The sequence below is a fragment of the Desulfovibrio litoralis DSM 11393 genome (genome assembly GCF_900143255.1).
Classification (GTDB): Bacteria; Desulfobacterota; Desulfovibrionia; order Desulfovibrionales; family Desulfovibrionaceae; genus Frigididesulfovibrio_A; species Frigididesulfovibrio_A litoralis.
In genome coordinates, this window is the sequence record NZ_FRDI01000009.1 from 23,931 (window position 1) to 47,443 (window position 23,513).

General features: G+C 38.3%; 18 protein-coding genes. 3 read left to right on the top strand and 15 right to left on the bottom strand.

Annotation, left to right across the window (positions count from 1 at the left end; translation table 11 throughout):
* Positions 1-259 precede the first annotated feature (259 nt).
* Positions 260-943 (top strand): hypothetical protein, encoded by a 684-nt coding sequence (locus BT999_RS09005; RefSeq protein ID WP_072697463.1) that lies wholly within the window; start codon positions 260-262, stop codon positions 941-943.
* On the opposite strand, the gene larB is transcribed toward BT999_RS09005, so the two are convergent.
* Positions 924-1,763: a nickel pincer cofactor biosynthesis protein LarB gene (gene larB / locus BT999_RS09010; protein WP_072697464.1), complete on the bottom strand. Its 840-nt coding sequence runs from the start codon at positions 1,761-1,763 to the stop codon at positions 924-926. The genes BT999_RS09005 and larB overlap by 20 nt on opposite strands.
* 404 nt (positions 1,764-2,167) lie before the next feature.
* Between larB and BT999_RS09015 the strand changes: the two genes are divergently transcribed.
* Complete coding sequence (locus BT999_RS09015; protein WP_072697465.1) at positions 2,168-3,637, top strand: sigma-54-dependent transcriptional regulator; 1,470 nt, start codon at positions 2,168-2,170, stop codon at positions 3,635-3,637.
* A gap of 187 nt (positions 3,638-3,824) precedes the next feature.
* On the opposite strand, the gene BT999_RS09020 is transcribed toward BT999_RS09015, so the two are convergent.
* The 5 genes from BT999_RS09020 to BT999_RS09040 all read right to left on the bottom strand — a co-directional run bounded on the left by BT999_RS09020 (position 3,825) and on the right by BT999_RS09040 (position 9,544).
* Positions 3,825-4,556 (bottom strand): amino acid ABC transporter ATP-binding protein, encoded by a 732-nt coding sequence (locus tag BT999_RS09020; protein WP_072697466.1) that lies wholly within the window; start codon positions 4,554-4,556, stop codon positions 3,825-3,827.
* Complete coding sequence (locus BT999_RS09025; protein ID WP_072697467.1) at positions 4,553-5,614, bottom strand: amino acid ABC transporter permease; 1,062 nt, start codon at positions 5,612-5,614, stop codon at positions 4,553-4,555. Before BT999_RS09025 ends, BT999_RS09020 begins: the two co-directional genes overlap by 4 nt.
* 319 nt (positions 5,615-5,933) lie before the next feature.
* Positions 5,934-6,737 carry a transporter substrate-binding domain-containing protein gene (locus BT999_RS09030; protein WP_143145537.1) on the bottom strand — a complete coding sequence of 268 codons (804 nt, stop codon included), beginning with the start codon at positions 6,735-6,737 and terminating at the stop codon, positions 5,934-5,936.
* An 87-nt stretch (positions 6,738-6,824) separates the two neighbouring features.
* Positions 6,825-7,025 carry a hypothetical protein gene (locus BT999_RS09035; RefSeq protein ID WP_072697469.1) on the bottom strand — a complete coding sequence of 67 codons (201 nt, stop codon included), beginning with the start codon at positions 7,023-7,025 and terminating at the stop codon, positions 6,825-6,827.
* 83 nt (positions 7,026-7,108) lie between these two features.
* Entirely contained in the window at positions 7,109-9,544 is a 2,436-nt protein-coding gene (locus BT999_RS09040; RefSeq protein ID WP_084650669.1) for an LPS-assembly protein LptD, read from the bottom strand.
* A gap of 218 nt (positions 9,545-9,762) precedes the next feature.
* Between BT999_RS09040 and alr the strand changes: the two genes are divergently transcribed.
* Positions 9,763-11,019 carry an alanine racemase gene (gene alr, locus BT999_RS09045; RefSeq protein WP_072697470.1) on the top strand — a complete coding sequence of 419 codons (1,257 nt, stop codon included), beginning with the start codon at positions 9,763-9,765 and terminating at the stop codon, positions 11,017-11,019.
* 214 nt (positions 11,020-11,233) lie between these two features.
* Here alr and BT999_RS09050 read toward each other — a convergent pair whose 3' ends face one another.
* The 9 genes from BT999_RS09050 to BT999_RS09090 all read right to left on the bottom strand — a co-directional run bounded on the left by BT999_RS09050 (position 11,234) and on the right by BT999_RS09090 (position 23,456).
* Positions 11,234-12,580 (bottom strand): 3-deoxy-D-manno-octulosonic acid transferase, encoded by a 1,347-nt coding sequence (locus BT999_RS09050; RefSeq protein WP_072697471.1) that lies wholly within the window; start codon positions 12,578-12,580, stop codon positions 11,234-11,236.
* Between the two features lie 101 nt (positions 12,581-12,681).
* Positions 12,682-13,140 carry a hypothetical protein gene (locus BT999_RS09055; RefSeq protein WP_072697472.1) on the bottom strand — a complete coding sequence of 153 codons (459 nt, stop codon included), beginning with the start codon at positions 13,138-13,140 and terminating at the stop codon, positions 12,682-12,684.
* A gap of 2 nt (positions 13,141-13,142) precedes the next feature.
* On the bottom strand, positions 13,143-15,896 hold the full coding sequence (gene mutS / locus BT999_RS09060) for a DNA mismatch repair protein MutS (protein ID WP_072697513.1): 2,754 nt from the start codon (positions 15,894-15,896) through the stop codon (positions 13,143-13,145).
* Positions 15,897-16,198: 302 nt separating this feature from the next.
* The gene (locus tag BT999_RS09065; protein WP_072697473.1) at positions 16,199-16,612 is read right to left on the bottom strand and encodes a lipopolysaccharide assembly protein LapA domain-containing protein; all 414 of its coding nucleotides are present in this window, start codon (positions 16,610-16,612) and stop codon (positions 16,199-16,201) included.
* 14 nt (positions 16,613-16,626) lie between these two features.
* Positions 16,627-17,109, bottom strand: coding sequence for an HIT family protein (locus tag BT999_RS09070; protein WP_072697474.1), 483 nt, complete (start codon positions 17,107-17,109; stop codon positions 16,627-16,629).
* A gap of 1,780 nt (positions 17,110-18,889) precedes the next feature.
* Positions 18,890-21,322, bottom strand: coding sequence for an endopeptidase La (gene lon, locus BT999_RS09075; protein WP_143145533.1), 2,433 nt, complete (start codon positions 21,320-21,322; stop codon positions 18,890-18,892).
* Positions 21,323-21,379: 57 nt separating this feature from the next.
* On the bottom strand, positions 21,380-21,676 hold the full coding sequence (locus tag BT999_RS09080; protein ID WP_072697475.1) for an acylphosphatase: 297 nt from the start codon (positions 21,674-21,676) through the stop codon (positions 21,380-21,382).
* A 39-nt stretch (positions 21,677-21,715) separates the two neighbouring features.
* The gene (gene radC / locus BT999_RS09085; protein ID WP_072697476.1) at positions 21,716-22,393 is read right to left on the bottom strand and encodes a RadC family protein; all 678 of its coding nucleotides are present in this window, start codon (positions 22,391-22,393) and stop codon (positions 21,716-21,718) included.
* Between the two features lie 16 nt (positions 22,394-22,409).
* Positions 22,410-23,456, bottom strand: coding sequence for a DNA polymerase III subunit delta (locus tag BT999_RS09090; RefSeq protein WP_072697477.1), 1,047 nt, complete (start codon positions 23,454-23,456; stop codon positions 22,410-22,412).
* Positions 23,457-23,513 lie beyond the last annotated feature (57 nt).

Here is a 23,513-nt window from a genome sequence, read left to right on the forward strand (position 1 = left end):
TTAAGACCATTGTCAAACTCCATTTTGCGTGCTTTTATCATCGTTACTTTACCTCTTCAACATCTTAGCCGCAAACATAGCCGCCCCGTATCCATTGTCAAATGCTACTAGTCCTAAAAACTGTTGGATTGGTATGTTTTTATAATGGCATAATAGTTGCTTTTTAACTGCAATTAGGAACTGAATGGGAAAAATTTTCGCAACAGTGTTAAAACTTAAGTGTTAAAGCTTAAATGTTAAAACTTAAAGGATAATAAACATGGATGCATTTGATATTAATTCATCAAATTATATTTCAAGATTGTCAAGTATCAATTCACTCAATGAAAAATCACACTCTATCAAAAAGTTGCAAGCTTCTTCACCGTCGTCTATGGATACAGTTAATATATCTAGTGCGGCAAGGGATAAGTATATTGCCATGGAACAGGCTGCCAAATCAGAGAAAAATACAGACGTTGGTTCTCAGGTGAATACTTGGTATGATAATTTCCGTAAGAATATGGGAATGGTAGATGAACCAGATTATTCTACATGGTCTCCAGAAAATTTAGCTAGGCGCGAAAAGTTGATTGCGGAGCGTGATGCCTTGGCTCAATATTGTTCAAATACATCTTTCACAGACACAAGTAGGAAATGGATCGGAAAAATACATGAACTTATGGCTCTTGATGCTATAGGTGGTCAAAAAGTGCTTTCTGATGCTGATATGAAAGTTGCGGTTAATGCTCTTCATTCTTCAATGGATAGGTGGGAAAATGACATTCCAGGCACATCTGCATATTTAGCTGGAAAGGGTGATTTCCAAGGTGATGTTATGTCAACTAATGATATTAGCTTGTCGCAGATGTTTTTGACTAACAGATTCTCAGAAAAAAAAGAAGATGAAGAAATTTTACTAAAAGAAGAAGAATCATCAAACGTTACCTCTTCAACATCTTAGCCGCAAACATAGCCGCCCCATAGCCATTATCAATATTCATGGTCGCAAGCCCCGGTGCACAAGCCGAAAGCATATTAAAAAGAGCGGAATAGCCACCTTTCGCTACGCCATAACCAACACTAGTCGCAACACCAAGCACGGGGCAACGAGACAACCCGGCCAACACACTAGGCAAGGCTCCGTCCATTCCGGCGATTGCGATAATTAGTTTAGCTTGTTGCAATAAAGGTAACCAAGGTGCTAAACGGTGTAAACCCGCAACTCCAAGGTCGGGGGCTAAAATAGGGTCAAGCCCATAAAAACGGGCTGTTCCCAAAGCTTCAAGAGCTACGGACATATCAGCTGCACCGGCAGTAACAATAATTAGCTCGGGGTTTTTGTCTTTTTGGCTTTCTAAGGTCCAAGGCGGAGTTAAATTTAAAGGTTTGGCATAAGAAAATAATTTTGCGTCCGCCCAAAACTCAAAAGTTTGTTCGGGGGTTTCGCTTTGTTCATTGTTAAAAGCCTCTAACAATGCCTCGCCTTGTTCTATTGAAACTCTGGTTGCTAAAACTGGGCTTATATTGCCTGTGTGATTAAGGCTAAGCCCTTTGATTGCGGCAAAAAGTCGTTCAAAGCTTTTACCTTCCGCTAAAACGGTTTCTCCAAAGCCAGTTCTTTTTTTCCTGTGGTGGTCTAGGTTTAAGCCTTCAAAAAGCTCTTGATAGGGTTTTAGATTAAGTTTTGTTTTTACGGCATCAAGACTGATTTCGTTGTGTAAAAAACTTAACAACACAGCGTCAATATTATCATTAGAGCTATATTCTTTTTTCACACTCATATAAAATTCCTCTGGTTAACTACTAGTTTTCTTTTCAAGAATATGTTATATAAAGTTTTTGTAACACATTTTATTAAAAAAATATTGTCATTTTTATATATTTGTAGCAAGTATTTTTAATATAGAGTCTATTATGCAATAGTCTCAAAGTTGCTTTTATGAAGAATAAACTTTAAAAAGCACAAATGAAAGATATTATTACGGCTTTTCCGAAGAGTGGACTAGGGGGCTTCGGCGGCGTAGCCCTGAAAATATAAATCTAATTTACTTTTCTTGTAAAATTAGTGGTTTTTGAGGCTTAAGACATTTTATATGCTGCATCAGCAGGGTAGAAAATGATAGAAAAAAACATAGTTTTGTAATGATCTATATATTATTTGAGAATTAAACATAAGGTAAGATAAATGTCTAATCAGCGTGTACTTTTTATAGCTCCTGCTCAGTCAGCCACTCGTGTGTTTCCCGAATTGCGAGATGCTGGCGTTGATGTTGGTATAGCTGATACGCTTAAAGGAGCAATAAGCTTTATTCGCAAGTCTCCGCCTACTCTTATTTTAAGCCGTGCCAATTTACCCGGTTATAGAGTCGCCGAATTGTTAAATCTGGCAGCCGAAGAAGAGTTTCCGCCTATTATTGTTTTTAGCGAACGCCCAACCCCGGAAGACGCAGAACGCTGTCTTGAACTTGGGGCAAGAGACTATTGGGTTGAACCCTTGGAAAGTGCAAAGATTTTAGCCGCCCTACCGAGAGAAAAAAAAGAAATTCCTGTTCCGCCTCATTCTACTTTAGGCGGAAATACTCCCGCTCCAAGTCCGCGTATTGTGGGAAGTCATAGCAGTATTGGCCGAGTTTTAGCGTTAGCCAAACAAGTTGCCTCATCAAAAGCGACCGTTTTAATTTCTGGCGAATCCGGAACGGGTAAAGAGATGTTTGCTCGTTTTCTACATTCCAACAGCGATAGAGCCGATAAACCCTTTGTCGCCGTAAACTGTGCCGCTTTGCCTGAACATTTGTTGGAAAGCGAGCTTTTTGGACATGAAAAGGGTTCTTTTACCGGCGCTATAGCCCGTAAACTCGGAAAATTTGAAATGGCGAATACAGGCACTATTTTACTCGATGAAATTTCAGAAATGGAGCTTGGGTTACAAGCAAAACTTTTGCGTGTTTTACAAGAGAGCGAACTCGACAGAGTCGGCGGAACGGAAACCATTAAAATTGATGTTAGGGTTTTGGCAACAACTAACCGCCAACTTGAAGATTGGGTAAAAGAAGGGAAATTTAGACAAGACTTATATTTTCGTCTTAACGTAATTCCTTTGCGTCTTCCCTCTTTAAAAGAGCGAGGCGACGATATGTTGAACCTTGCCAGATTTTTCCTTGACCTTTACACCAGAGAATATAAGCTAAAACGTGTTGAATTAAGCCCCGAAGCCCTTAAATGGATCAAAAATCACGACTGGCCGGGTAACGTCAGGGAACTGCAAAACCTGATGGAACGCTCCGCTTTGTTGTCCGGTGGGCAGGCAATTACCCCAGCCCATTTCTTGCTTGATTCTGATACTTGGCCTATCTTTAGCGAAGATAATGAAACTTTTGATGACAACGCTTTTGCAAGTTTGGACTATGAAGAAAACGATAAGGTTCAAGAACCTGAAAACAGCGTAAATTATTCGGCAAACGCAGGTATAGATAACGCCAACAACACAGCCGCAGGCGTTATTCCCCTACATGAAATGGAAAGAATTATGATTATGAAAGGGCTGGCTCAAACCCAAGGCAATAGAACTCAAGCCGCCGATATTCTTGGCATTTCTGTGAGGACGCTGAGAAACAAACTCAATGAATATCGCAGTAATGGAATTCCGATTGATTAACTTGACAAGCAAGACAAAGCCCCTTGTCAAACAAAGTGTTACACTCTGTTTTTACTAATAAACGAATTTTAGCAGATAGTTTTAATAAAGCCAATTATAAAGCTATCTTGTAAAGCCTCAATATTGTTTCAAATATTAACCCAAGCAGTATTGTTTGAATATTAATCAAGCTTTAAACAAATAATGACTATAAAATCTGACTTAAAAACAGCTTGGTACGTTCATTTTTTGGGTTGGAAAACAGCTCTTCCGGGTTGCCCTCTTCGATGATCATGCCTTGATCCATAAAAATTACCCGATCGGCAACTTCACGAGCAAAACCCATTTCGTGGGTTACAACCACCATGGTCATGCCTTCTTTTGCCAAATCTTTCATAACTTCAAGGACTTCGCCGACCATTTCCGGGTCTAACGCACTGGTTGGCTCATCAAACAGTAAAGCCTTGGGGTTCATCGCCAAAGAACGAGCAATCGCAACCCTCTGTTGTTGACCGCCCGAGAGTCTTCCGGGATAATAAGCTACTTTATCCGCCAAGCCAACTTTTGTTAAAAGCTCCAAACTGCGTTGATCAGCGGCTGCTTTAGATTTTCCTCTTACGGAAATAGGGGCAAGACTAACATTCTCTAAAACCGTTAAGTGTGGAAAGAGATTAAACGATTGAAAGACCATTCCGACTTCCGCTCTGATTTGATTAATATTGCAGGTTGCACTCAAAATATTTTCGCCATCAATATTAATTTCGCCGGAACTTGCGTATTCAAGCCTGTTTAAACAACGTAATAACGTACTTTTTCCCGAACCTGATGGTCCGATAATAACTAAAACTTCACCTTTTGAAACGTGTAAAGTTATGTCTTTAAGTGCGTGTAATTCATTGGGAATATAAAAATATTTGTTGATTTTATTGACTTTAATCATCGTACAGCCTTCCGTTCTAGATATTGTACAAACAAAGACAGCGTAAAAGTTAAAATAAGGTATAAAAATGCACAAGTTAGCCAAAATTCAAAAGGTTGTGCCGTGCTTGAAACAATATCACGAGTTGCTTTTGTTAGCTCTCGGACAGTAATAACGCCAAGCAATGAAGAGTCTTTAATTAAGCTGATAAATTGACCCGCCAAAGGTGGTAAAATACGTCTAAATGCCTGAGGTAAAATAATTTTGTGCATGGCTTTACCATAGCTCATGCCCAAAGAGCGAGCCGCTTCCATTTGTCCTCGGCTAACGCTTTGAATGCCGGCTCTAACAATTTCGGCAACATAGGCACCGGCAAAAACAGCCAACGCCAAAACCCCGAACCAAAGTTCATTTAAAACTGGAGCCTCAACGCCTACAGCTGAACCTAGAACGAGTTCGCTATAAGTAATAGTCACCCATGCTAAAGCATAATTGATAAAAGGACCGGCAACAAAATAAAGTAGGTACATTTGAACCAAAAGCGGAGAACCACGCACTAGTTCTATATAAGTAATAGCCCCCCAACGTAAAGCAGGGTTTTCCGAAACCCTCGCTAACCCCGTCAATAAACCTAGCACCATACCGATTAAAATAGCCAATACGCTAAGCCAAAGAGTAAGCCACAAAGCTTGGAGCAAGACCCCGGGTTTACTTATCGGAAAAGATGCTAAGACATCACCTTGATATATGCTATCTCCGCTTGAATAGTGTAAAGTCGCATCAGCAGGCACGGCAACAGAATCTTTAACCTCATTGTTGTCGTTTTTTAAAACAATGATGTTTGAGTTTCCTTCTTTACGAATTTCAGAGATGTTTCCCGTAAAGTCGGAACGAACTTCTTGAGTTGTGTTTGTCCAAAAATAAGCCGGAACTCGCTCCCAGTGCCAAACATAATCAATTTTAGTTGAAGCTTTCCAAATAAAAAAGATTGTAACACAAACAAGCAGGGCAAATACAGCCCCCCATACTCTATAATACCAAGGTCCCTTAGGGGCATCAAGCCCCCGATAATTCTTCATATAAGAATCCTTTAATCAACTTAGCTTTTTATACAATAAAATTTAAACATAACTTAATAAAAGTTTATGTACTTATTTTTTTTAATATCAGCCGAGAATAGCAACAGCCGTTGTCTATTTCAAGACAATTGCAAAACTGGTTTTGCGTTATTTTGTCGTCTTTATTCGTGCTTTTTGGAGTGTCTTTCCGGATCAAGCCACTTTGAGCCGATTGTTCAATAGCCTCATTTCGGCTTTATGTCCTGATGTTAAAGTATATTTTGCCGGCGACAAAAGTTTGTAACCGGCAAAATAACATTATAATAAATATCAGAAAAAACTATTTAGCGTTTTGAGTCTCGTTAAACCATTCGGTTGAGTCAATCCATTTTTTATACATACGGTCATAACGTCCGTCATTTTTAATCTGTCTTAAAAAGTTATTTAAGAAGTTTACAAAATCAGGGTCGCCTTGTTGAAGGGCAATTCCGAGCGGTTCATAAGTAAAAGGCTTATCAAGGTGAATTACTTTACCTTTTCCTTGTTCAGCCATAAACACAACGTTAAACGGCATATCGTAAACCCAAGCGTCAGCACGGTCGTTTACAACATCTAAAGCACCATCAACTTCTTTTTCAAAAGATTTATAGTTTGCTTTGCTTAATAAGCGTTTGGTTACAAATTCGCTGGTTGTGCCTTGACGTGCGGCAACGGTATATTGTGGGTCGTTAAGTTGTTCCCATGAAGTGATTTTTCCTTCATGTTTTTTGTTTAACAAAATGGTTTGACCTATAACAATATAAGGGTCTGAAAAAGCTATTTTTAAATTACGCTCAGGGGTAATGGTCATTCCGCTTATTGCAATATCAAATTTACCTGTGAGTAGGGCAGGGATCTGACCATCAAAATCAGTATTAACAGGCACAAATTTAACGCCCATGGCTTTTGCCAATTCTTTTCCTAAATCAATATCAAAGCCGATAAAATCACCTTTTTTGTTGACCATTTCAAAAGGCATATAACCGGCGTCAATTCCTACACGGATTTCACCGCGTGAAAGAATTTTATTTATTGTAGATTTTTTTGCCAACTCAGTGTCGGCTGCCAATGCAAAAACGGTACTTGTCATAACAAAACAAGCCATCACAATTATGACACCAAAAAATTTAGTTAGTTTCATAACACACTCCAATATTATTTTTTTATAAAACCTAAGGCAACAGAAAAAAAATCAATATTTTCCTTCCGTTAAAATTTCTTTCATAATCATTGCTTGACGACAAATATCACATTGCGGACTGTCTTCTTCCGGTACGCAAATAATCTTGCTGACCTGACAGCGTGGACAATAAAATTCAACAAATTCACGTTTGTATCTGTCTTTTATTATGTTGTCTTTCGACTCTTTTTTATCTTTTTTTCCAAAAAACATAGCTTACTCTGTTAATGTTTAAACGGGGTTTAGTGTTTCAAAAAATTATAATATACTTCTTAACGCTTGACAATAAGTGCAAACTATTCTCCAAGCCCTGCCAATTCAATAAACAATCCAAAGCTTTTTTCATCAGGTTCGATAGCAAATTCAGAGCTAATGAAAAAGCATTGATGGCGATAGCCAATGGCAACGGCTTTTTCTATATCGGCGCTTCCTTCGATATCTCTGGCGTAGCTAAAGCCAAGCCACCAAGGACCACCAACGTTTAAGTCGCCGCTTGCATAAATATAATTTACTTCATCTGGTCTTTGTCTTTTATATTCATCAAGGTCAGAACGATAAAAATAACCACTACTTAAACTTCCCCAATCGGCATAGCTGATTCTAACGCCTTGATCTGAACGAGTTAATTTACCGTCTTCGGTAGACCACCAAAGCTTACTGTAGACCGAAAAATATTCCGTCGGGCTTACTGTTAAATCGGTTAGTAAATCAGAAAACGGACGGCGTGGATATTCTTTGTCATAATCTCTGTCTGCTTCTCTGATGTCGTAAGATTGTTCAACTCTAAAGCGAAGCACATCAAGATAATCTGTTTCCAACTCAGGTATTAATTCGCCTTTTTTGTCGGTTTTAACGGAAACACGTTCACGTTTGCGAGTTAAGACGTTGGTAACGGAATAATAAATATCGTTTCTTGGTTCAAGCCTGTCGTAATCATCATAATAAGGCAGGCGGTTTTGATTTTCGTTGGCAACGTTTTTATAGCCGACTCTGGGTTGAACGGAGTGTCTAAGCCCTGTCCAAACGCTTTCGCCGGCGTTCTTTTCGTTTAGTTCCAAGGGGGTATAGTCAAGAGAGAAAACACGCATAAACTCTGTGCTTGAGGCAATATCAAATTCGGGAATTGTGCGGTTATAGCGAGTGGCTTTATCCCCTTTGGTTAAAGTTCCGTCAATGCCTTCGATCCATGAATAATCGTTACCTTCCGTTCCATAGTTTGCCTGTTGAATTCCAAAAGAACCGATAATGGAACCATATTCCGAGGTGAGCGGAACAATTACACGCGGGTGTAATAATGCCCGGCTTCCCTTTGGTCCTTTGGTTCTGGTAAAATAAGATATTTGACCGTGTGCTTCAGCTTCAAGCAAAGGAAAGCCGTCTATAACTTCGCCACGGTATAAAAAGGCATTCATTTCGGGTAACTCTTGGACAGTTGTATCTTGGCTACGAGCCATATTCCCATTTCCCAAATATTGGTTTTGGGTATAAGTAAGACCGGCATTAAAGCCAAAACGCTCCCAGTCTCTTTCAATCATAGCACCGCTAACTCTTTTATCGTCTTTTTCCGCTAAGTCTCGGCTAAACATGCCGAATGCGTCATTTTGGTTGCGGTCAAAACCCTGACGACCACGTTTAAATTCTTGCAGATATTCTTGATCAGAAACTAAATCTAAATCAGTTTTAAGTCTCCAGCGTGGGTCTTCCAAAAGAAAGTCGCCCATACCCCTGATCCACCAACGGTCATAATTTGTACGCATTAAATTATCACCCCTATAAAGGGTCGAGGCAGGACTGGTAACATTTTTTGCATCTTGTAAAAAGTCTGCGGCAAACCAGACGTTATCATGAGTGCTGGGAGCGGCACGGTAGTCAAAACCGCCCATTACTCCACGTTCAAGCATAAAGCTTGTATTTACGGTTACATCATGACTGTCGTCAATAGCCCAGAAATATGGCTGGCTATAGGTTGCTCCGTTACGTGTACTATAGCTTAAATGAGGCATCAAAAAACCAGATTGTCTTGTTTTTTTGGCAGGTAAAATCATAACCGGGGTTTTAACAATCGAAGTATCTTTTATATTAAAACTTGCGTCCCAAAGTCTTGCGTAACCGTCAACTTCAACAACCGCCTCTTCGGCACTCAAAGACCAAGCCGGAACGTCGCCCTCGCAAGCCGTTAAGCGAGCGTTGTAAAAACTGTAAACGTCGCCTGTATGTTTTTGAACCTGTTCGCCTTTAAAAATAAGGTGTTGGTCTGCCATAAAAACAGTACCGTCTTTTAGCCAACCCGTGCGGTTTGCCAGATCAAACTCGGCTTCTTGAGCCTTAAGGTCGTCTCGCCCCATTTTAACGGCAACATTTCCACGCAAATAAATCCATTTTGTATCCATAAAATAGCGTGCAAAATCAGCTTCAAGGCGGTCGTTGCCTCGAGAAATGACGACATGCCCTTCGGCTTCGTAGATATTGGCTTCATTTAAGCTATTAACTTTATCAGCACTCAAGTTCCAAACGACTTCTCCGTCTTCATCGTCCAACATTTTTAAAGTTGTCATGGTTTGAGAAACTATCGGTTTTGGTTCCGTATAAGATTTGATTAAACGCCCCTTGGCAAAAGCAAGAGAAACAGGCAAAACCAAAAAAGTTAAAAGCAGTAAACCGCTTTGTTTAAAAAAACGCAGAAAAAAAGAAGAGAAAGACGGACTATATTTAAAAAGAGATTTTATTGGCATTTTTTATGTATCCAAAAAATACTGCAATCAGGAATAAAAAAACAATTGCAATAAAGGGTAATTTAATACAAATTTACAACTCAAGACACTCTAAGATAATAAAGGTTGAAGTGTATCATTTATAGTAATGATTTTAATTTACTAACTCTAACATAAGCTAAAAAAAAATAAAAGTATTTATAACGCCGCTTCGCTAAAAACAGTAAAGGAGAACATTAATGCAACACATTGATTTTAATCATCAATCAAGTCAAACAACAAAAAATTCTTTGGTGGCTTTAAAAAACAATTTTATTTTTTTGGAACAAGAAGCGAAAAAATTTAACAAAAACTTCAATCACGGTTTTTTCCAAAATTCTGTTTTACCAATCATTAAAGCCAACGCTTACGGACACGGACTCGAAACAATCGGAAGGTCTTTGTTTCAACATAACGTTCGCTGTTTTGGTGTTGGAACAAGCTTGGAAGCTGTTAAACTCAAATCAACGTTGGCTCAAAACTCTGAATTTGATGAACAGTTAAAAATAATTAGCCTCTTAGGCGTAAAAGGCAAAGATGAAGCCTATTTATGTGTAAAACACAAGATTCTTCCATTAATAGGAACGAAAGAAGAGCTTGAACTTTTATTGAGTTGTCTTAACCAAGAGAGTGGATTGAAAACGCCTTTTCCTGTTGCCTTAAAGTTTAATACGGGTATGTCTCGTTTGGGTTTTAACTTTGATGATGCCAATGCTTTGCGAGAATATCTCAAACAGAATACTTGTTTGAAACCTGTTTTGCTTGCCTCACATCTTGCTTGTGCGGACGAAATAGAACAAAACTCTTTGGAAAAAACTATTCAACAAGCTCAAATTTTTAGCGAAATAGTCAATACTTTTCATGCCTCTTGGCAAGATATTACTGCTTCGCTTTGTAACTCGGCGGGTTTATTAAATCATGCACAAATCAGCCCTCATCTTAAAATAAAAACCCCACAGCTTTTTCGACCCGGAATTGCATTGTATGGGATTAACCCTTTTTATGGAACAGAACTTGAAAAAAACGCTACGGCTTTAGAACCGGTTATGCAGGTATTAGCCCCGGTTTTAACAGTTAGAACTCTAAAAAAAGGCGATGAAGTCAGCTATGGCGGAACCTTTGTTGCCCCCTCAAATATGCGAGTAGCTGTTTTGGGAATAGGTTATGCCGACGGTTTATTGCGAAGCGTTGCAAAGTTTAATCAACTTAATCACCAAGCAAACGCCACTGATTATGCTCATTTTATTTTACATGGCCGAAAAGTACGCCTACTTGGGCGTATTTGCATGCAAATGTGTGTTGTAGATATAAGCGATATTCCAGAGGGTCAAGTTAAAATAGGCGACCAGGCTTTTATCTTGGGCGGAGAAAAAGAAAATATGGTTAAAGCCGAACAATTGGCAAAATGGGGCGAGACTATAGCTTATGAATTATTGTGTTCTTTGGGTGGGCGTTAATTTTTAAGGGACATGACCGGAGCAGTATGCAAAATGCCGTCATGGCAAATATATTCGTTCAAAGATTTCATAGGAAAAATTACTTACGCCAAATAATAAAACCCTTTTGTATTGATTTAACGGCAACTCAAATTGAAAGAATGTGAATTTAGGTTGCATTATAGAAAATAAAACGCCTATCAATTAATTATTAAAACTCTCAAAAAAAGCTGTTTTAATCATAACCAATTTTTAAATATTTTAAAATAGCTTCTGCGGCTTGTTCCGCTCCGCCTTGTTCTGTTTCGAGCCATTCGTAGGCTTTGGCTTTGCTTGCTTCTCTGTCTTGTTTGGTTTTTAAATCGTCAATCAGAGCTTGAGCCAGCTCTTTAATATTCGGAACAACTCGTACTAAACCTAGTTTAAATGGGGCATCACCCACCCATTCAAAATTTTTCCAATATGGACCTATAAAGGGTCTGATTCCATAAATCAGAGGCTCAATAAAATTTTGTCCGCCAAGTTCAGATAATAAAGTTCCGCCGACAAAAACGCTATGAGCTAAATTATAAAGAGCGACCAACTCACCCGTTGTATTCCAAATTATAATTTCATTACAAGTAATCGGTGCATCTTTGTTGACTGTGCTACGCAAGCGAAGATTAAACTCAGGGTTAAGTTCTTTTATTTTGTCTTCCCAACCAGCAGCACGCTCCAAATGTTTTGGAACAATAACAACCACAAGTTCGGGCATTTGTTTTTTTACTTGTTGAATAACAAGCAATAGTTGTTCTTCTTCCTCTGCTCTTACCGAAGCAAACAACAGTATGGGACAAGACAAATCGGCTGAAAACAGTAAACGCAAAGTTTCAATACGTTCAGGGTTAAGCGGTCTGGTTGCACGGCTAAATTTAATATTCGGCATTTCTTTAACGGCGGCGTGTTTAAACAAAGAGGCATAACGTTTTGCGTCAAGCTCTGAAATTGCAAGCACTTCTTGGGGAACATTATTATCGTCAAAATGATTCCAAAGTTTTTGCATTAAACTATAGCGTTTAAAACTTTTTTCGCTCATGCGGGCATTTAAAATAATTAACGGAACTTTATGTTCAACACAAGCAAGCAACAAGCCCGGCCAAATCTCTGTTTCCAATAAAACAACTAAAGAAGGGCGGGTTTTTTCCAAAGCAAGACGCATATAGGCTTGTGTGAATAAAGGGAAAAGTTTAACGCAAATATTTAGCTCGTTATTATTAACCAAACCTTTGATTTTTAATAACTCGTTTTTGCCTTCTTGAGTTCCCGAAGTTAGTAATAAACCAAGTTTTTGTGCTGTATTGTCTTTAGAGTCTTGTTTTATTTTTTGAACTAAAGCAAGGACAAGCTCTTGGGTTAAAAGAGATTCACCGAGAGAAGCGGCTTGAATCCAAACTCTGTGGGTGCTGTTCTTTAATTCTTCGCCCCAAGTTTCGGAAGCAACCAGCCTTTCGTCAAAGTCTTTTGCCAAACGTGCATGTTTTCTAAACAAAAAACCAAAGGTTCGCACAAACCAATCGCTTATGTGTAAAAATTTTAAGTACACAATACTGCTCTTCTTTCTTGTCTTTAATTTGTTTGATTATATAATAAAGACAGGCTATTACAGAGTGTTGTTGAAAACTGAAATAATAAACGCAACTTAACTTATTTTAAATAAGTTAAAACTTCTGTTGAAATAACATTAGGTAAATTAAGATATACATTAGTTGCGACTAAACGCCAACGAAAACCTTTTAAAACGCCTTTCCCTTTAAGCTGCGGACAATAAAGTTTGCTAAAGTTGGGGTTTTCAGCTTTTATACCTAGGTTCCAAGCGGAAAAAACTTGTCTTTCTCTTGAGGTAAAAGGGCAAGTAGTACAAGAGTTATCATCTATCGGTTCAAATTCAAAAACTATGTCGTTTAAATTATCTACCGCTCCGCTTAAAGTTCCTTGGATAGCAATACAATTATTATTAACGAGTTTACCGCCAACAGCTTCGAAGCTTAGTTCTTGGTTTGATTTAGGCGGTTTGGGCATAGAAGATTTTCCGCAAGCGGAAAGAGCGAATATAAATATTAAAAGTACAAACAAGACAAAAAGTTTTTGCAATATGTTTTTCATTTTTATTTCCAACGTTTTTTCCAATCAATTAATAGAGTTAACGCATTTATCGGGCTTAAGTTATCACAGTCAAGCTCTTTTAGCTCTTGAAATAAGTTAAGGGCTTGTTCTTGTTTTTTATCTATTAGCACAGTTTCTTGGGTTTTTACAAGCTGTTCGTCTGGTAATATTTTTGTTTTTGAGTTTAAGCCGAGTAAAAGTTGAGTTTCATTGCGTAAAGTTATTTTCGTATTAAAAGCATTATTTTTTTCAAGTTCTGCTAAAATCGCTTTTGCTCTTTGAATAACCTGTGCCGGAACTCCGGCTAGTTTTGCCACCTCGATTCCATAACTGCGATCGGAAGGTCCGGGAATCAGCCGTCTTAAAAAGATAATTTCACCGCCCGATTCTTTAATTGCAATATTCATATTGGCAATTCCGCTTATTTTTCCTTCAAGAGCAGTCAGTTCATGATAATGAGTAGCAAAAAGAGTGCGAACTTGTCCGTTTGCCCTTTGTACCAAATCTTCCGCAATTGCCCAAGCAAGAGATAATCCATCAAAAGTGCTGGTGCCTCGTCCGACTTCGTCTAAGATAACCAGACTGTTGCGACCCGCCTGACGTAAAATTCTGGCACTTTCCATCATTTCGGTCATGAAAGTACTTTGCCCTTCGGCAAGGTTATCAGACGCTCCAACTCGTGAAAAAATCCGGTCGGCGATACCGATTTTAGCGTTGTTTGCCGGAACATAAGAACCCATTTGAGCCAAAATAGTGATTAAAGCGGTTTGACGCAAGACGGTTGATTTTCCCGCCATATTTGGTCCGGTAATAATAATCAACCTTTTGTTTTCATTTAGATAAATATCGTTGGGGATAAAATTGGAACGTCCCTGAATAGCTTCAACAACGGGGTGGCGACCCGCAACTATTTCAAGCTCAAAACCCGAATGTAAACTGGGTAAAACCCATTTGTTTTTATGTCCAACCTCTGCCAAACTTTGCCAATAATCTAAGGCAGAAACCACACTCGCCATAAAAATAATTCTTGTCCAAACCGAAGCAACACGCTCTCTTAAATCTTGAAACATTTGATATTCCAAGCTGTTACGTCTATCTGTTGCAAGGTTGAGCTTTTCTTCCAAGGCTTTTAATTCGGGAGTAGTCAAACGCTCGGCGTTAGCGACGGTTTGGCGGCGAGTAAAGCGTTCGGGTAGCTGACCAACCAACGCTCTTGGAACTTCAAAAAAGTAACCGAAGATACGGTTTTGTCCAAGTTTGAGTTTTGTTATTCCCGTTTCTTCCTGTTCTTTAAGCAAAAGTTCGTTTAATTTTTGAGTTCCGTGTTCGGTTAGGTCAATTAATTCATCGAGTTCTTTGTTAAAACCTGTTTGAAAAATACCGCCTTCGGTAATTTGTATGGGCGGTTCGTTAACCAAGGCTTGTTTGATCAGGCTTGTAATATCGCTTAAATCGTCCCATTTTTTCAAAAGGGTTTGTAGTGCTTTAGGTAAATTCATTCCGCCAACATCAGTTGCAGTCGGATAAGCAAGAGGTTCATTTTTCGGCGTTGTTTCGGAATTATCACTAATTATACTTGTATTGAGCGGGTTTTCCAATAAGCGACGTAAATTTGTCAAACAAGCCAAGCTCGTACCTAACGCCAAAACATCTCGAGGGTTGGTGCGATTAACGTGAATACGAGTGCTAAGACGCTCTAAGTCTTGAACTTGACTTAATATTTTTTGAAGACGCAGACGTAAACCTTGGTTTTCAAGTAAATATTTTACGGCATTTTGTATTTCAGTAATCTGTTCAAGGTCTTTAAAAGGATAATGTAGACGCTCTTGCAATAAACGGCTTCCCATCGGCGTTAAGCAATTATCAAGTACATGCAATAAGGTGCCTGAACCTTTGCTACCGTCCATGCGTTTAAATAATTCCAAATTGCGTTCGGTTACTTCATCAATGACCAAATATTTATTTTGATCAAGTGGTTTAAAAGCCTGAAGCGGAATTTGAGTGTTTTTGCGAGTTTGTTGCAGATAAGTTAATAAAGCGACGCAAGCCCTTGCGAGTTCGGGTTTTTCTTCTAGTCCCAAAGCCGCAAGTTCCGCCACCCCTTGCACTTCCAAAAGTTTTTTTTCGGCACTTTTAAAGTTGAAATAAGAACGCAGGGGGACTCTGACTAACTGTATCTTACTGTTTTTTATGGGTTCGGGAATTTTAAATGCACTTAACTGAAAGTCGGGAATCACCAACTCTCGTGGTTGCATTTTGATCACCCATTGCCATAATTCGGAAATATTTTTTGAGCTTAAGCCCGTCCAATAGCCCGTACTACAATCAAGCCAAGCAAAAGCCCCTTTGGGGTTTGTTTTATCAGAATTTTCAACGTCCCAAAACAAAGCCCCCAAAAAGTTATTTCCTTTCGGTTCGATATTTAGATTTTCAAGGATAGTCCCCGGGGTTAAAACATTAACAACTTCACGCTTAACCAAACCTTTTGCGGTTTTTGGGTCTTCGACCTGTTCACAAATCGCAACTCGATAACCTTTATTTAAAAGCTCGGCTAAATATAAATTTGCTGAGTGATGCGGAACTCCGCACATGGGAATTTTATTGTCTGTATTCCCACTGCGAGAAGTTAAAGTAATTTGTAGCTCTCTGGCGGCTATTTCGGCGTCTTCGAAAAATAATTCGTAAAAATCACCCATGCGATAAAACAATAAGTCGTTTGGGTGTTTTTCTTTAATTGCCAAAAATTGTTCAAACATCGGAGTTAAGCGAAAAGTCGGTTTAGGTTCTGAGGCTTGAGCCAATAAAGGGGAATTTGACACAGCAGGGTCAGACAAGCTTACGGAATCATTATTCAATGAAGGGTCGGCGTTAAGATCATCAGAGAGTAAGTCGGCTTGTGTTTTTTTATTCATTTGATTTTAATATTTTGGCTGAACCTTAAGGAATCATTATGTTTTTTCAACGCAAAAGAATCTTATCGGTAAGCATATGATAAGCTTCTTGTTGGTTTAAATAGGTGTCAATTTGTAACTGTATTTAGGCAAAAACTTGATTGTGATTAGGCACTAATAGCTTCTTCCGGTTTAGCTTCCAAGGTTTTTTGTTCATATGCGGCATTAAGCTCTTCGGCTTTTACCAAGTCGGCTCTTACGCCTTCTAACTCTTTTGTGAAGTTAGCTTTTACCACTTCTAACTCTTTTGTTAAAACTTTAACCTGTTTGCGAGCTTGACGCAAAGAGCTTCCTAAGCTCAAACGCCCCAAAAGCAGATAAATAAACGTGCTGAAAGCTCCCACGACAAAAGCACACAACACTAAAAAATAATATGGTAATTCAATAGATTCCACTCGGTCTATAAAAAAAAGATCAATCCCCAAAGTCATGGGAATAGCTAAAACCTCTTTGTTTTGTAACAAAAACAAAGCACAAAAGAAAAAAAGGACAGTAATAAAAAGTGTAGTCAAAAAACGCATGGATCCCCCTTGGATTAATTATTAAAATATGGTTTGAGTTTTGCGTAGGTAGCCGAAAGATGTTCCGGTATTACCCTTATTTCATCACAAATTGCCATAAATGACGAGTCTCCGTTCCAACGTGGAACTATATGAAAATGTAAATGTTCTCTAATTCCCGCTCCGGCGGCTTCGCCTAAATTTAAACCCACATTAACGCCTTGTGGTTTTATACTTTTTTGTAAAACAGCTATCGACTTACGTGTTAACGCCATTAATTCATTGCTTTCTTCATCGCTTAGCCCGTTAATATCCATCACATGTTTATAGGGAACGATAAGCAAGTGTCCGCTTGAATAAGGATATTTGTTCATAACGACAAAGCTGTGTTTTCCCCGATAAAGAATAAGGCGTTCGTCGTCTTGACTTAAATCGTCAGGCGGCACACAAAACACACATTCATCAGGCTTAGGAGCCAAAATATATTCTAAACGCCAAGGTGCCCACAAAAGTTCCATAGAACCTCTTTATAAAACTAAAAGGTATTAAATTTAATAAGATAAAACAGAAAGTTGTTTATGTTATTATATTTTGCCAAAATAAGTTTATAAAATCTACACTAGCAAAAAGAAAAAGTGAAGTATAATTAATTCATCTCAAAAAAATTATTTCGCTTAGCTCATTCTATTCATATAATAAAATTACATTTTTGTTATAACTTTATTATTATAACTTCACACTCCCTCGGAATAAACCTTTTTCGGTTGTCTCCGGCTATTCATATAATAAATTCATTTTATTATTATATTATATTTAAAACCAACACTCCCACGGAATAAACCTTACTTCGGTCGCCTTATATATTTATAATAAAACTTGTTTTTATTATATTATATTTTATTTTAATACTAACGCTCCCACGAAAGCAACCTCTTTCGGTCGTCTCCAATACCTATAATAAAATTACATTTTTATTATATTATATTTTAAACCCCATAATTTCAGAAATAAACCTCTTTCGGTTGTCTCCGGCTATTCATATAATAAATTCATTTTATTATTATATTATATTTAAACTTCATACTCCCACGAAAGCAACCTCTTTCGGTCGCCTCATATATTTATAATAAAACTTGTTTTTATTATAACCTTATTATTTAAACCCCATGCTCTCACGAAATTAATTTTATTGGTCGCCTCCGGCGGGGGAAAGGGTTTTATGTGAAACCCTTTCCAAACCCCACAACAGGGCTGCCGCCCTGTACCCGCAAACGCATCACGCATTAGTTGATGCCTAACGGCATCAAAAGTTTGAACGCACCATGGTCTCTTTCATTGGCAAATTAAAAGTATGCTGTTGGAAAAAATTAATGGTGTTTGAAACATCTTGTAATAATTAAGTGTATTAAATAGAAATGAAGACGACCAAAAGATATTTATTTCGTAAAAGCATTGGTTTTTTAATGGATTACAAAAAAAATTAAGCTTACTCATGTTATTTTTTGGGGCTGTAAAATACCCAAACGAAATCCTCGTTAGATAAGCTTACTCGCATCTTTTTGGGGATGCTAAGATGTTAAAACGAAGTCGCCGTTAAAAGAGACCATGGTGCGTACCCACTTTTGATGCCGACAGGCATCAACTAATGTATTTGCGGCAGTGGGGTTAAGGGGCAACCCGCCCCTTATGGCGGGAATGCAAAGGGGAAAACATTTTCCCCGTGCCCGTCGGAGACGACCAATAAAATTAATTTCGTGGGAGTATGAAGTTTAAATATAATAATAAAAATGTAATTTTATTATTTGAATAGTCGGAGACGTCCCAAAAAGGTTTATTTCGTGAGAGCATGGGGTTTAAATAATAAAGTTATAATAAAAATAAGTTTTATTATAGGTATACGAGACGACCCAGAGAGGTTGATTTCGTGGAAGTATGAAGTTTAAATATAATAATAAAAATGTAATTTTATTATATGAATAGTCGGAGGCGACCTAAAAAGGTTGATTTCGTGGGAGCGTAAGTTTTTTAATAGATTATAATAAAATGAATTTTATTATAGGTATATAAGACGACCAATAAAATTAATTTCGTGGGAGCATAGGATTAAATAATAAAGTTATAATAAAAATTTGAGAATTTTAAGAATTAATTTATAGGTTATATATGACAGTAAATATCAAATAATCCCATTACAAAACCAAGCTCAAAACTGCTAGTCTCTAATATAAATAAAAACCACCTGCTATTTTAAAATATTCTAAAATAACAGGTGGTTTAAATAAACCGATAGGAGATTTTTTACTTAAAAGCCAAGGCTAAAACTTCCTTAACTTCTTCAACCGGGTGAATCTTGATTTTTTTACGCAATTCTTCGGGAATGTCATCAAGGTCTTTGATATTATTTTTTGGAATACAAACATCGGTTAAACCTTTGGTTACCGCCGCCAAAATCTTTTCTTTAATTCCACCGACCGGCAGAACTTTTCCTCTAAGCGTAATTTCTCCGGTCATGCAAAGTTTGGCATTAACAGATTTTCCGCTTAACGCAGACACCAAAGCGGTTAACAAGGTAACCCCGGCGGAAGGCCCGTCTTTAGGCGTTGCTCCGGCAGGTAGGTGGAAGTGAATATCCAATTTTTTGGTGAAATCAGGGTCAATTCCAAGTTCTGAGGCATGACTGCGAGCAAAGCTTACTGCCGCTTGTGCACTTTCTTTCATCACATCGCCTAACTGACCGGTTAAAGAAACCCCGCCTCGTCCTTTCATTGTGGCAACTTCTACGGATAAAACTTCGCCTCCGTACGGAGTCCACGCTAAACCATAGGCGGTTCCCGGACTTAAAGTTTTTTCTTGTTCATCTTGCAGGTAGCGAGGAGTACCCAAAAGTTTAGGTAGCTCTTTTTTAGTAATTACAAAAGGTCCTTTTTCGCCTTCTGCTTTACGTCTTGCGGTTTTACGACAAACAGCCCCAAGCTCTCTTTCTAAGTTTCTTAAACCGGCTTCACGTGTATAGCTTTCGATAACGGACTGAATAATTTCATCAGCGATGGTAATATCGCCTTGTTTTAAGCCATTTTCTTTGCTTTGGCGTGAAACAAGATAGCGTTTTGCGATTGCTGTTTTTTCTTGAAGGGTATAGCCGGGAATTCTAATTACTTCCATTCTGTCAAGCAAAGCGGAAGGTATTGTTTCAAGGTGGTTGGCGGTACAAATAAACATTACCTTTGACAAGTCAAAAGGCAAACCGAGATAATGGTCGCTAAAAGTGTTGTTTTGTTCCGGGTCTAAAACTTCTAACAAAGCAGAAGACGGGTCGCCTCGATAATCGGCACCAAGCTTATCAATTTCATCAAGCATAATAACGGGGTTGCGAGTTCCGGCCTGTTTTAAAGACTGAATCACACGCCCGGGCATAGAGCCGATATAAGTACGGCGGTGTCCTCTAATTTCCGCTTCATCTCTAATTCCGCCGAGAGACATACGTTGAAACTTACGCCCCAACGCCCTGGCAACAGAACGCCCCAACGAGGTTTTACCAACTCCCGGAGGTCCGACAAGACAAAGGATAGGTCCTTTTGAATTAGGGTTAAGCTTACGCACAGATAAATATTCAAGAATACGATCTTTGACTTTTTCCAGTCCAAAATGGTCTTCGTCTAAGGTTTGTTGGGCTTTTTTAATATCTAAGCGGTCTTTAGAAATCTTTTTCCAAGGCAGGTCAGCCAACCACTCAAGATAGGTTCTCACCACAGACGCTTCTGATGAATCAGAATGCATCGAAGATAAACGTTTTAGCTGTTTATCCGCTTCTTTTCTGGCTTCTTTTGGTAAATCAGCTTTGTTTAACGCCTCAATCAGCTCCGACATATCATCATCGGCATCTTCAACAGACGCATCACCAAGCTCACTGCGTATGGCTTTAAGCTGTTCACGCAAAAAGTAATCTTTATGGGCTTTTTCCATTCCCTCACGAGCTTTTTCTTGAATTTTAACTTGTAAGTTGCTGACTTCTATTTCTTTTGATAAAAATTGGTTGACTAATTCAAGACGATCAAGGGGGTTTGAGACCTCGAGGATATTTTGAGCTTCTTCGGTTTTAATACGCAAATTGGCGGCGATTAAATCGGCCAAACGCCCCGGGTGATCTATTCCGGATAAAACGGCGTTTACATCAGGTGAATTAATGTTGCGAAGGCTTAAAAGCTTTTCGCTTCCTTCTCTAGCATTACGCATTAAGGCTTCTGCACGCAAATCAGTTGCTAAAGTCTCATCTTCGGGAATTGGCTCGGCTTCTACGCTAAGATATTTTTTTTCTTCATCGGTTTCAACAAAATTGACAACTTTTGCCCTAGAAATACCTTGCACCAAGACTTTAATACGCCCATCGGGCATTTTAAGCATTCGCATAATATTTACGATAGTACCGACATTATGTAAGTCGCTCGGGTTTGGGTCTTCGAGTTGTTCATTTTTTTGAGTTAAGACCAAAAGATGTTTAGAGCCGTTTAGAGCCGCTTCGATTGCGTTTACTGATTTTTCACGCCCGACATAAAGAGAGATTACCATATAGTTAAAAACAACAACGTCTCTTACGGGTAAAACAGGTAAGACGGAAGGAATATCATTATTTGAAATAATATCTTCTTCCGCATTAATTAAATCTTGTATATTTTCAGGTGTGGCACTAAAATTCATATTATCTTGTAATTCATCAGGGTTATTCTTTATCATAACAAAACTCCAACTGTAAGTTTGCTTTTTTTATCGCCAAAAAGTCAAAGCGTTAAATTAATCAATTATTAAAAAGCTATTATTAAAATTATCGGCTTGTTTTATCTCGTTTTCTTTTATTTCGTTGACTTTGGAAAACAAAGAACCTTTATACAAACAATTTTTAAATATTTTTAAGTTATTTTCATCAGCACAAGCAACAATCTCAACACTACCGTCTTTAAGATTTTTTACAAAGCCTTTTAAATTAAGACGTTCGGCGTGTTTTTTAACATAAGAACGATACCAGACTTTTTGAACTCTTCCCGAAACAATATATTGCTTTACGAGGTATAATTTATTTTCAGTTTTCATTTATTACACCTCCAACAAGTTTGAGTTTTGATTTTCGGATTATTTATCGAAGATTAAAAGTTTTTCCTGATATAAACTGTAAGCATTTTCGTCGGTTACTATTATATGATCAAGCACCTGTACGCCGATTTTTTCCGCCGAAGACGCAAGCTGTTGAGTTAATTCTATATCTTGAGACGAAGGCATAAAAGCACCGCCCGGGTGGTTATGAACCAAAATAATAGCACTAGCTTTTAACAATAAGGCTCTTTCAAGAATATCACGAGGATAACAAATTATTCCCGCAACAGTTCCCATCAATCCTCTTTCCCAAGAGATCAGGCGGTTTTGAGTATCCAAAAAAGCCAACCAAAGTTCTTCTTTTTCGTTTCCGGCGAGTCTTGTTTTTGCCATTTTAGCGACAAGGTCAGGCGTCGCCAAAACCTCTCTTCGTCTAATTGGTGCTTCTTCTCGTCTTGACATAAGTTCACGCAATAAAATCCAGTAAACCTCAAGAGCGGGCCCAAAACCCTTAACTAAACGTAGTTCTGCGGGTCTTGCTTCTAAAACACCTTTGATCGTTTGAAAGCGTAAAAGCAGTTCTTTGGCTAAAGGTTTGGTGTCTTGTCTCGGAATAACCTGAGCCAAGAGCAGTTCCAAAACTTCATAATCCGGGAGTTTAGTGGGGTCGTCCTTGAGTTTTTCTCTTAGTCTCGCCCGATGACCTGTATTATACATATTGAATTAATCAGCTTTAAGATTTTGGCAAGGGGTTATTTGGTATTTGCCTTATGTGATGAAAAATTTTCATTAAAGATGCCAGTAATATTTCATAGGCTTGTTCCGGGCTACGTTCACCTTTTTTTATTCCTGATTCTGCATCGAGACATAAAGCAAACATTTTTCCCAAGAAATTAAATCCAAGTTTGTGTGCCATATTTTTTTTTACAGGAATAAGAAAGGGGGCAATCGCCGGGGTTTCGTTACAGAGTAGTTGCCACATTATTCTAAGTTCTCTTAATAACAAAGAAATAAAAGAAAAAACCGAAGCGTTATCGTTAAGTTCATCTTTACCCAGTTTATTCCAAACCTCAAGCGTTTTTTTATGATCCTCAAGGCTACGAATAAAGGCAAAAATATCCATTTCCGGTTCATGCACCAATAAAGAGGCATATTCTTTTAAAATAACGCTTTGTCCCTTTTCATTTAACCGAGCGACTAAACAAAGTTTATCAAGTTCAAGCAAAATAGAACCAACGTCATAAGAAAGCCTCGGCAAGATAGCTTCGAACGCACCGGGAGCAAAGACCAAATTTCTTTTTTGAGCTTCGGAACGCACAAAAGGAACGAGATTTTTGGCTTCCAAACCAGCAAAAGTCCAAATCCATTTTTTGCTTTCCGCAAAACTCCAACACTTTATTTTTTGCAAAAACATAGGAATTTTTGGACGCCCTTTATCAAAGGCGACTTCAAGCATAAAAATTACCCAAGTATCACTGTTAAAGCCACTTAATGCCAAAGAAACTTTTTTCCAACTCTCAGCCGTTAACATTTGTGCTTGTCTGACAATTATAAGTTTTGGCGTATTAAATAGCCCTTTAAGCGTAAGGTCTTCCCAAAAGACTTGCGGAAGTTCTTCGTCGCCCCAATAAACTCGCTTTTCCCAATTATTCAGATTATCGGATTCAACAGCTTCAACAGGCGTTCCTTGTGGCGGAAACTGTGTTGTGAGACGCTCTAATTCGAGCTGTGCCAGTTTGTTGTCAGGACACACTAAAAAGTTAAAACCCGGTCTTTGCATGTTTTACCTGAAAAAATAAGTCGTTGCTTTATTTTTTTAGAGGTTAAAAATGTTTTA